The organism is Betaproteobacteria bacterium (assembly GCA_016720855.1).
Lineage (GTDB): Bacteria > Pseudomonadota > Gammaproteobacteria > Burkholderiales > Usitatibacteraceae > FEB-7.
Map to the genome: position 1 here is coordinate 456963 of JADKJU010000002.1, position 11160 is coordinate 468122.

Consider the following 11160-nt stretch of genomic DNA (forward strand, 5'->3'; position numbering starts at 1 on the left):
GCCCCCGGCCGTGATCTGGCGCCACCGTTGGCTGCTGTGGTCCTTCGCGCGCCGTGAAATCCTGAATCGGTACGCCGGCTCGGCGGCCGGCATCGCCTGGGCTCTCGCCCACCCGCTTGCGCTCCTCGCCGTCTACGCCTTCGTCTTCACGGGCGTCTTCCGGGTGAAACTCCCGCCCGAGATCGGCACCGCAGGCTACACCGCATTCGTCGCCGTCACGCTCTGGCCCTGGCTCATGTTCGCCGACGGCCTGGACCGCGGCATGGCCTCGGTGCAGGAGAACGCGGGCCTCATCCGCAAGGTCGCCTTCCCGCACCAGCTGGTGGTGCACGCGGCGGTACTCGCGAGCTTCGCGGTGCACGTGGCCGGTTACCTCGCCGTGCTCCTCGTGCTGCGCCTTGCCGGCGAGCCGCTGCACCTTTCGGGGCTTCCCTGGGCCTTCGTGCTGCTGCTCCTCCTCGCCATGGGCACCACGGGGCTCGCCGCCGTCCTCGCGACGCTGCAAACGCTCCTGCGCGACGTGAAGCAGGTGGTAGGGGTGGCGATCACGCTGCTCTTCTACGCCACGCCGATCCTGTATCCCGCCTCGCTCGTCCCGGCCGCGCTCAAGCCCGTGATCGGCCTGAACCCCCTCGCGTGGATCGTCGAGCGGCTGCGCGAGGTGCTGCTCACCGGCGCGGGTCCCTCGCCCCTCGATCTGGCGATCGCCCTCGGCAGCGCCTTGACGCTTGCCGCGGGCCTGGCGTTCTTCGAGCGCGTTTCGCCGTATTTCGAGGACTTCCTGTGACCGGCGAGGTGCTCATCCGCTTCGCCGGGGTCGGAAAGGATTACCCCAAGCTCGACACCGCAGCACGCCGCCTTTCGACACTTTTCGCTCTCGTCGCGGGCCGGACGGACATCCCGCATTTCCGCGCGCTCGACGGCATCGACCTGGAACTCAGGCGCGGCGAATCGCTCGGCCTGGTAGGCGTGAACGGGGCGGGCAAGTCCACGCTGCTCAAGATAATCGCCGGGGTCGTGCGGCCCACGCGCGGCACCGTGGAGGTGAAGGGGCGCGTGTCCGCCCTGCTCGAGCTGGGGAGCGGCTTCCATCCCGAGTACACCGGGCGCGAGAACATCTACCTCTCGGCCGCGCTGATGGGGCTCACCCGGACCCAGGCGCGCGAGCGCATCGACGCCATCATCGAGTTCGCGGACATCGGCGAGCACATCGACCAGCCCATCAAGCACTACTCCTCGGGCATGGCGGTGCGCCTGGGCTTCGCGGTCGCCTCGGCGCTCGATCCCGAGGTGCTCATCACGGACGAAGTGCTGGCGGTCGGCGACGAGTCGTTCCAGAAGAAGTGCATCCGCTGGATCGACGACTACCTCGACGGCGGCGGGACGCTGCTCCTCGTCTCGCACAGCATGTTCCATGTGCAGTCGCTGTGCCGCCGCGCGATCTGGCTGCATGAGGGGCAGGTGCGAATGACGGGCACCGCCTTCGACGTGACGCGCGAATACCTCACCTGGCACGAGGAGCGATCGCGCAAGGACCCCAAGGTCGCGCGCCCGGTGTCCGCGGAGATGCCGCAGATCGTCGAGACCTGGATCGAGGACCGGGACGGTGTCCCGCGCACGACCTTTGCGATGGGGGAGGACGTCGTGCTCCAGGGCGTCGCCCGCGGCGCGGAAGGGCGCGCCCCGGTGATCCTGGTGGGCCTCGTGCGCGCCGACGGGGCGCCGGTGTTCGGCACGCACAGCGACGACGCAAACTACGCGCCCGCGCCGCTCGGCGACGGGCGATTCGCGTTCGGGCTGTGCCTGCGCGCGATCCAGCTCCTGCCCGGCAAGTACGTGACCCGCGCGCACGCGCTCGACCCCGAGGGACTTCGCCTCTTCGATACGGTTGAGGCCGAGTTCGTCGTCACCGGGGAGACCCGGGACTACGGGTTCGTGCGCCTCGATCACTGTTGGCAGCCGGGTCGTGGCGGACGTACGGGCGCCTGAGGGCCAGCCCCTCCGACCCGAAGAGTCCCTGCGCGCCGCGCTGGAAGCGCCGTGGGCCCATCACCGGGCCGGGCGGCTGGACGAGGCGCTGGCCGGCTACGCCGCAGTCGGGAGGACCTTCCCGGGCGAGGCGGAGCCCCGGTTCCGCATCGGGCTGGTCGAGGCCGAGCGCGGGACGCTACCGGCGGCGCTGGAGGCCCTCCAGCGGGCGATCGAGTTGTCCGACCAGCCTCGGTACCAGTTCGCGCTCGGCGACGTGCTGGAGCGCCTCCGACGGCCTTCGGAGGCCATCGCCGCCTGGCGCCGGGCAGTCGCCCTGCAGCCGACCCTTGCCGCCGCTCACGCCCGCCTCGGCGTCGCGCTCCAGGACGCCGGGGAACCCGATCCGGCCATCGAACACCTGCGCATCGTCGCGCAACTGCGGCCCGCCGAAACGCGGTCCTGGAACAACCTCGCGGCGGCTTTCCTTGCAACGGGCCGCGGCCCCGAGGCGCAGTCCTGCGCGCGCCGGGCGCTCGACCTTGACCCGGGTCATGCCACGGCCCGCTACAACCTCGGCCGCGCGCTCGCCGCGCAGCAGCGCGACGAGCAGGCGAAGGGGGAACTGGAGCGAGCCGTGGCCGGGGACCCGCGCCTGGCGGACGCCTGGGACGCGCTCGGCTCCGTGCGGGCGCGCACCGGCGAACTGCTTGCGGCCAGGCAGGCGTTCGAGCGCGCGTTGGCGATCGATCCGTCGCATGCGGGTCCGTGGGTGCGTCTCGCGGACACCTGCGCGCACCTGGGCCTTGCCGGGGAAGCGGTGCAGGCTTATGAGCGGGCCGAGGCCCTGGCGCCCGCGGACGCGGCGCGGATCGGCAGCGCCCGGCTCTTCGCTCTGCAATACGGCGGGAAGCACGGGCGGGACGAGGTCTTCGCCGCGCACCGCGACTGGGCAGCGAAGTACGCACCGCACCGCGAACCCTCGCCTGCCTGCGCGAACACGCGCGAACCCGGGCGGCGGCTGCGCCTCGGGTATCTTTCGCCGCGCCTGAACCTCGCGTCGGTCGCGTTCCTGCTCGGGGCCGTGATCGAGAACCATGACCGCCAGGCGTTCGACGTGCACTGCTACGCTGAGCAGGACCTCGACGACGAGGTCACCGCGCGCATCCGTGCCTCGGGCGTGCACTGGACGCCCACGACCGGGCTCGACGACACGGCCCTGGCCAAGCGCCTGCAGGACGACGGCATCGACATCGCGATCGACCTCGCCGGGCACACGCCGGGCCACCGCCTCCTCGCGCTCGCCCGCCGGCCCGCGCCGGTGATCGGCACCTGGCTCGACTACTTCAATACCACCGGCCTGGCGTGCGTCGATTTCCTCGTGACCGACGCCGTGCACTCGCCCCCGGGCGACGGCCAGCCGTTCACGGAGAGGCTTGCCCGGCTACCGCACTGCCGCTACGCCTGGGAGCCGCCCGCGTATGCGCCGCAGGTCATGCCGCCGCCTCTCGTCTCGGGCGCGGCGCCGGTCTTCGGCTCCTTCAGTCGCATGGCGAAGATCTCGACCGCGACGCTCGACACGTGGTGCGAGGTGCTGCGCCGCGTGCCCGACGCGAGGCTGGTTCTCAAGAACGCGGCGCTCGCTGGCGACCCGGAACGCGCTTTGTTCGCGCACTGGTTCACCGATCGCGGCATCGACGCTGCGCGCGTCGAGTGGCGCGGCGCCTCGGATCACGCGACGATGCTCGCACAGTACGGCGACATCGATATCGGGCTCGACACCTTCCCGTACAACGGGGGCCTCACGACGCTGGAGGCGCTGTGGATGGGTCGACCCGTGGTGGCCGTGGGCGGCGATACCCTCATCGCGCGGCAGTCGAAGGCGATACTCGCGACGGTCGGGCTGGGCGAGCTGTGCGCGGCCGATAGCGCCGGCTTCGTGGCAATCGCCGAGGCGCTTGCGCGCGACCCGAAGCGCCTGGCCCTCATCTCGGGAGGCCTTCGCGATCGGCTGCGCGCCTCACCGCTCCTGGACGCGGCCGGTTTCACGCGCAACCTCGAGGCGCTTTACCGCGATGAATGGCGGCGCTGGTGCGCGGGGAAGGACTGAAGCATGGATGAGGCTTCCGCAAGCCGCGGACGCGCCCTCCTGCGCGAGGGGCGGCTCGACGAGGCGCTCGCGGAGTTTCTTGGCCTCACCCGGGAACAGCCGGATCGTGCCGAGTTCTGGTACCTGTGCTCGATCACGCACGCCCAGCTGCGGCAATTCGCGAACGCGCGCGCGGATGTCGAGCGAGCGCTCGCGCTCGAGCCGGACCGCGCACACTTCCGGTTGCATGCCGGGCGCGTGGCCGAGGATCAGGGCGATTTCGCCCGCGCCGTCCGGGAGTTCCGCCGGGCAACCGAGCTGGAGCCCGGCTGGGCGCTCGCCTGGAGCAACCTGGGCGCGGCGCTCCAGGAGGCCGAGCGCATTCCCGAGGCCGTCGAGGCGCTGGCATGTGCCACGGATCTCGACCCGAAACTCGCGCGGGCCTGGAACAACCTGGGACTCGCGCTCGCTGCGCTCGACCGGCCGTCCGAGGCGACGCGGGCGTTCGAACGCGCCCTCGCCATCGACCCCCGCCATGCCCTCGCGCGATTCAATCTCGCGCGCCTCGCGAACAACGCGGGCGACACCGAGGGCGCCCTTGCGCAGGCGATGGATGCGACCCGGCTCGATGCGCGGCTCATGGACGCGCACCTGCTCGTGGGCGACCTCTACCGCAAGCGCCAGGAGCTCGAGCGGGCCGCCGCCAGCTATCGCAATGCAGTCGCCGCGGCGCCGCACAACCCGAAGGCGCGCAATGCCCTGGCGGAACTGCACTGGGAGGCGGGCTCCGTCGATGAGGCGCGCCGGGAATTCGAGGCAACGCTCACGCGCCATCCCGGCAATCTTCGCGCAGCCCTCGGGGCGCGTCTCACGCTGCCCGCGGTGTACGACGGGCCGGAACACCTGGAGGACTGCCGTCGTCGTTACCGGGCCGGGCTCGAGGAACTCCTGGCGGATCCGGGGCGCTTCTCGAAATCGCGTCCCGCCGACCTCCTTTCCGAGGCGCGCTGGACGAATTTCTACCTTGCCTACCAGGGGCACGACGACCGGGACCTGCAGTCGCTCTACGGGGACTTCATGCATCGGGTCCTCACGATCGCCGCGCCCGACCTGCTCGCGCCCCGCGCGCCGCGCTCGCGGAACGGGGGGCGCATCCGTGTCGGGTTCGTCAGCTATTTCTTCTACGGCTGCACGGCCGGCCGCTATTTCGCGAGCTGGGTGCGGGGACTGGACGCGGGCCGGTTCGAGCGCTTCGTGTACTACACCAACGCGCACGCGGACGACGATACCCGCGGCATTTCGACGGCTGCGGACCACTTTCGCCACTTGCCCGGGCGCTCGCTGACCGCGCTTGCGCAACACGTGCTCGCGGACGAACTCGACGTCCTCGTCTATCCGGAACTGGGCATGCACCAGGACACCTTCGCCCTCGCGTCACTGCGCCTCGCGCCGGTGCAATGCGCGGGCTGGGGCCATCCCACGACGACGGGCCTGCCCACGATCGACTGGTTCCTGTCGTCCGAGGCGATGGAGCCCCCGGGGGCGCAGGCCGCCTACCGCGAGCGCCTCGCGTTGCTTCCCGGGCTCGGGACGCGCTATGAGAGGCCTTCGGGAGAGGAGCCGGGCACCCGCGCCGATTTCGGGCTTCCCGCGGACAAGCACCTTTACCTGGTGCCGCAGTCCGTGTTCAAGATTCACCCCGACAACGATGCGCTCATCGCCGAGGTGCTCGCGAATGACCCGCAGGGTGTCGCCGTGATGTTCGCCGCGGGGCCGCACGCGCTCATCGACAGGTTCGTCAGGCGGTTGAAGCCGATTTTCGCCGCCCACGGCCTCGCCACGGATAGGCACCTGGTCTTCCTGCCGTATCTTTCGCACGCGGCCTACCTCGGCGTGAACCGCGAGTGCGACGTGATGCTCGATACGCTGCACTGGTCCGGCGGCAATGCCTCGCTCGACGCGATTGCGATGGGCTTGCCCGTCGTGACGCTGCCCGGCGGCCTCATGCGCGGCCGCCAGAGCCTGGGCATGCTGCGAATCCTGGGGCAGGAGGCGCTGGTGGCCGGGGACGCAGCCGACTATGTTCGCCTCGCGACCGGGATCGCCATGGACCACGCCCGGCGCGAAGCCACCTCGCAGGCGCTTCGCGAAAATGCGGGACGGCTTTTCGGGCAGGGCGCACCGGTGGAGGCGATGGCCGATTTTCTCGAGAGGGTCGCGCGCGGCGCGGTTCCCTGAGCGGTGGACCTTTCGCTCTGGGCGCTCTTCGCGTCCGCCTTCGTTTCCTCCACGATCCTGCCGGGCAACTCGGAAATCGTGCTCGTGGCCGTCCTCAAGGCGGGCGGGTCCGCGCCGGCCGTCGCGGTTCTCGTGGCCACGATCGGAAACACGCTGGGCGGGCTCACCACCTACGGCATCGGGCGCCTGCTGCCTTCGCGAATCCCGGAAGGAAGGGCGATCGCGCGCGTGCGGCGCTACGGGGCGGCGGCCTTGCTCCTGTCCTGGATGCCCCTGGCGGGCGATGCCCTGTGCGCCGCCGCCGGGTGGCTGCGCCTCAACTGGATCGGGTGCACGCTCGCGATGGCCGCGGGCAAGGCGGCGCGCTACGCCCTCCTCGCGCAGGCGGTGTCGCTCCTCTAGCATCCGGGGTCAATGCTGCATTGCGGTAAAATCCCTATTCCCCCCGTGGCGCCCACGGATTGCGAAGCCCGCCAGATGACCGCCCGACTGCGCGAAATCCCGTACAACTACACGTCCTTTTCCGACCGCGAGATCGTGATCCGCCTGCTCGGGCAGGAGGCGTGGCAGGTGCTCGACGCGCTGCGCTCGCAGCGCCGCACCGGGCGCTCGGCGCGGATGCTCTACGAGGTGCTGGGCGACATCTGGGTCGTCAGGCGCAACCCCTATCTGCAGGACGACCTGCACGACAACCCGAAGCGCCACGACGCGCTCGTGGAGTCCCTGCGCCACCGGCTTGGGGCAGTGGAGAGCCGCCGGCAGGCCGACTCGTCCGACGCGGAGCGCAGCCAACGCGTGGAAAAGCTGCTGAAGGCCGCGCACGGCGCAGTGGACGATCTCGAGCGCGAGTTCGACGAGACGACGAAGCTTCGCCGCAAGGCGATGCGCCGCCTCTCGGCCATCACCCGCAAGGACAACATCGCGTTCGACGGCCTGGCGCGCGCCGCGCACGTGACCGACGCAACCGACTGGCGCGTCGAGTATCCGTTCGTCGTCGTCTCGCCGGACACCGAGGCCGAGTGCGCGCCGCTGGTGAGGGCGCTTGTGGAACTGGGGCTCACCATCATCCCGCGCGGCGGCGGAACGGGCTACACGGGGGGGGCCATTCCCCTCGATCGACTTTCCGCGGTGGTGAACACGGAGAAGCTCGACTGGCTGGCCGCGGTGGAGGAAAAGCCGCTTCCGGGCGTGGCGAAGCCTGTCCCGGTAATCCACGTCGGCGCGGGCGCCGTCACGCGCCGCGTCATGGAGGCGGCGGACCAAGCGGGCCTCGTCTTCGCGGTGGACCCCACCTCGGCGGATGCTTCCTGCATCGGCGGAAACATCGCCATGAACGCCGGCGGCAAGAAGGCGGTTCTCTGGGGCACCGCCGTGGACAACCTGGCCTCGTGGCGCATGGTCACGCCGCAGGCGGACTGGATCGAGGTCGAGCGCCTCGATCACAACCTCGGCAAGATCCACGACGCGGCGATCGCGCGTTTCCGAATCCGCCGCTTCGAAGCCGATGGCCGGACGCCGAAAGGCGAGGAGATCCTCGAGATGCAGGGCCAGCGCTTCCGCAAGGCCGGCCTGGGCAAGGACGTCACCGACAAGGTGCTGGGCGGCCTTCCCGGCGTGCAGAAGGAGGGCTGCGACGGGATCATCACCTCCGCCACGTTCATCCTGCACCGCATGCCCGCGCACACGCGCACCGTGTGTCTGGAGTTCTTCGGCGAGGTGGCCCTGGCCGTGCCTGCCATCGTCGAGATCACGAAGCGCGTGAACGGCCAGGGCGGCGTGGCACTCGCCGGCCTCGAGCACCTGGACGAGCGCTACGTGAAGGCGGTGGGCTACGCGACGAAGGCCAAGGCCCACGGGCGGCCGCGCATGGTGCTCATCGGCGACCTCGTGGGCGACGACGAGAACGCGGTGTCGCAGGCGGCCTCCGAGGTCGTGCGCATCGCCAATGCCCGGGGAGGCGAGGGGTTCATCGCCGCGAGCCCCGAGGCGCGCAAGCGCTTCTGGATGGAGCGCGCCCGCACCGCCGCCATTGCCAAGCACACCAACGCGTTCAAGGTGAACGAGGATGTGGTGATTCCCCTGGAGCGCCTGGCCGACTACACCAACGGGGTGGAGCGCCGGAACGTCGAGTACTCGATCGGCAACAAGCTCAGGCTCGCGCAGGCCCTGGAGGAACATTTCTCGGGCGAGCTGCCGGTCCAGACGGACGGCGAGGCGGTTTCGCGCGACGACCTCCTGGGCGACCGCCCCGCGCAGGCCCTCGAGCGGGTGCGTTTCGTGAAGGAGCGCTGGTCGTACCTCCTGCGCAACCTCGACCGCCGGCTGGGCGAGGTGCGCGCGGACCTGGATGCGCTCGGGCTGGCCCATCTCGTCGCCGCAGCCCCCGACGACCGGACGGTCTTCTCGCTGATCCAGCTGCACGAGCTGCGCGTGTCGTGGAAGCTGGAATTGCGCGACCCCCTGCGCCAGGTGTTCGCGGGCCGCGTCTTCGAGCCCGTCATGGTCAGCATCGAGGCGATCCATGCCAGGATCCTGCGCGGGCGCGTGTTCATCGCCCTGCACATGCACGCGGGCGATGGCAACGTGCACACCAACATCCCCGTGAACTCCGACGACTACGAGATGCTGCACGTCGCCAACGAGGCGGTGGCGTACATCATGCGCCTTGCCAGGCAGCTGGGCGGCGTCGTCTCCGGGGAACATGGCATCGGCATCACCAAGCTCGAATTCCTGGAGAAGGAGGAGCTCGAGGCGTTCGCCGCCTGGAAGGCGAAGATCGACCCCGAGGGCCGCTTCAACCGCGGCAAGCTCCTGGCGGGCGCCGACCTCTCGAACGCCTACACGCCCTCCTTCGCCCTCATCGGGCACGAGTCGATCATCCTCGAGCGAAGCGACATCGGGTCGATCGCGGACTCCGTGAAGGACTGCCTGCGCTGCGGCAAGTGCAAGCCCGTGTGCTCGACCCACGTGCCGCGCGCGAACCTCCTCTACAGCCCGAGGAACAAGATCCTCGCCCTGTCGCTCCTCACGGAGGCGTTTCTCTACGAGGAGCAGACGCGCCGGGGCGTGAGCCTGAGGCACTTCGACGAGTTCGGCGACGTGGCCGACCACTGCACGGTGTGCCACAAGTGCGAGTCGCCCTGCCCGGTGGACATCGACTTCGGCAACGTGTCCATCGCGATGCGGGGCCTGCTCGTGAAGCTGGGCAAAAAGCGCTTCAACCCGGGCACCGCCGCATCGATGTTCTACCTCAACGCGACGGACCCCACGACCATCAAGGTCGCCAAGACGGTCATGCTCGACTGGGGCTACAAGGCGCAACGCCTCGCGCACGCCGTCGCGCGCCGCTTCCTGGTGACCCGCGGCCAGACTCGCCATCCGCCGGCCACCGTGGGCCGGCCGGCGCTCAAGGCGCAGGTGGTCCATTTCATCAACAAGCCGATGCCGGGCAACCTGCCGAAGAAGACGGCGCGCGCTCTCCTCGACATCGAGGACGCCTCGGTGGTGCCGATCATCCGCGACCCCGCGAAGGTCACGGAGGAATCCGACGCGGTGTTCTATTTTCCGGGCTGCGGCTCGGAACGGCTCTTCGGGCAGGTGGGGCTCGCCACGCAGGCGCTCCTCTACCACGTGGGCGCGCAGTGCGTCCTGCCGCCGGGCTATCTGTGCTGCGGCTACCCGCAGACGGCGAGCGGGCAGTCGGCCAGGGGGGAGGAGATCACGCTTCGCAATCGCGTGCTCTTCCACCGCGTGGCCAACACCCTCAACTACCTGGACATCAAGACCGTCGTGGTCTCGTGCGGCACCTGCATGGACGCGCTGCTGGACTACGAGTTCGACAAGATCTTCCCCGGCTGCCGGCTCCTCGACATCCACGAATACCTGATGGAGAAGGGCGTGCGGGTCGAGGGTGTGCGAGGCGTGCGCTATCTGTACCACGACCCCTGCCACTCGCCCATGAAGACCCACAACCCGATGCAGGTGGTGAACGAGCTCATGGGCACCCCGGTCGCACTGAACGATCGCTGCTGCGGGGAATCGGGAACGCTCGCCATATCCCGGCCCGACGTCTCGACGCAGGTCCGCTTCCGCAAGGAGGAGGAGATGGTGAGGGGCGCGCAGGCGGCGCGTGCCGACGGCTACACGGGCGAGGTGAAGATCCTCACGTCGTGCCCGTCCTGCCTGCAGGGGCTTTCGCGCTACGACAACGATTCGGGAACGAGCGCCGACTACGTGGTGGTCGAGATGGCGCGCCACCTGCTCGGGGAGCGCTGGATGCCCGAGTTCGTCGAACGCGCCAACCGGGGGGGCATCGAGCGCGTCCTGCTCTGAAGGCAGCGCCGCGGGCCGGGTTGCGCGCGGGGCTGGCCTTCACCCACAATCCCGGGTTCCCCTGCCTGCCGCGACCGCCATGCGCCACCCCCCGCCGGAAACTGATCGTGGATTGTGAACTGTGTCATGGAGCAGGCGGGGCACTCCTCTGGCAGAATGACCTGTGCCGGGTCGTGGCCGTGGACGAACCCGGTCTCCCGGGCTTCCTCCGGGTGGTGTTGCAGCGCCACGAGCGCGAAATGACAGACCTCCCCGCGGCCGAGCGAGACCGCCTGATGGCCGTGGTGTTCGCGGTGGAGGCCCATGCAAGGCAGTGGCTGGAACCGGACAAGATGAACCTCGCGAGCCTGGGCAACCTGACCCCGCACCTTCACTGGCACGTCATCCCGCGCTGGCGGGACGACCGCCATTTCCCGGGGCCGGTGTGGGCGCCCGCGAAGCACGGCACGCCCGTTCCGCCCGCTCGCATTTCCGCCGCAGCGCGCATGGTTGCCACGCTGCCCGCGATGCTCGCCTCGCTGGAGGCATGAGGG

General features: G+C 70.1%; 7 protein-coding genes. All 7 read left to right on the forward strand.

Annotated elements, in window-relative coordinates:
- Window positions 1-10 precede the first annotated feature (10 nt).
- The 7 genes from IPP91_09255 (at window position 11) to IPP91_09285 (ending at window position 11157) form a co-directional block, all read left to right on the forward strand.
- A complete protein-coding gene (locus IPP91_09255) occupies window positions 11-787 on the forward strand; it encodes an ABC transporter permease (protein ID MBL0142255.1) in 777 nt (258 codons plus the stop codon).
- Window positions 784-1989 (forward strand): ABC transporter ATP-binding protein, encoded by a 1206-nt coding sequence (locus IPP91_09260; GenBank protein MBL0142256.1) that lies wholly within the window; start codon window positions 784-786, stop codon window positions 1987-1989. The genes IPP91_09255 and IPP91_09260 overlap by 4 nt, the downstream gene beginning before the upstream one ends.
- Entirely contained in the window at window positions 1967-4078 is a 2112-nt protein-coding gene (locus IPP91_09265; protein ID MBL0142257.1) for a tetratricopeptide repeat protein, read from the forward strand. Before IPP91_09260 ends, IPP91_09265 begins: the two co-directional genes overlap by 23 nt.
- Window positions 4079-4081: 3 nt before the next feature.
- The gene (locus IPP91_09270; GenBank protein MBL0142258.1) at window positions 4082-6295 is read left to right on the forward strand and encodes a tetratricopeptide repeat protein; all 2214 of its coding nucleotides are present in this window, start codon (window positions 4082-4084) and stop codon (window positions 6293-6295) included.
- Between the two features lie 3 nt (window positions 6296-6298).
- Window positions 6299-6697, forward strand: a complete 399-nt coding sequence (locus tag IPP91_09275; protein ID MBL0142259.1) for a DedA family protein — start codon at window positions 6299-6301, stop codon at window positions 6695-6697.
- A 75-nt stretch (window positions 6698-6772) separates the two neighbouring features.
- A complete protein-coding gene (locus tag IPP91_09280; protein MBL0142260.1) occupies window positions 6773-10627 on the forward strand; it encodes an FAD/FMN-binding oxidoreductase in 3855 nt (1284 codons plus the stop codon).
- Window positions 10628-10734: 107 nt separating this feature from the next.
- A complete protein-coding gene (locus IPP91_09285) occupies window positions 10735-11157 on the forward strand; it encodes an HIT family protein (protein MBL0142261.1) in 423 nt (140 codons plus the stop codon).
- Window positions 11158-11160 lie beyond the last annotated feature (3 nt).

What these genes read in the sequence shown, in the direction of transcription:
- IPP91_09270 (MBL0142258.1), top strand. Translation starts at nt 4,082, where the DNA reads ATGGATGAGGCTTCCGCAAGCCGCGGACGCGCCCTCCTGCGCGAGGGG.
- IPP91_09280 (MBL0142260.1), top strand. Translation starts at nt 6,773, where the DNA reads ATGACCGCCCGACTGCGCGAAATCCCGTACAACTACACGTCCTTTTCC.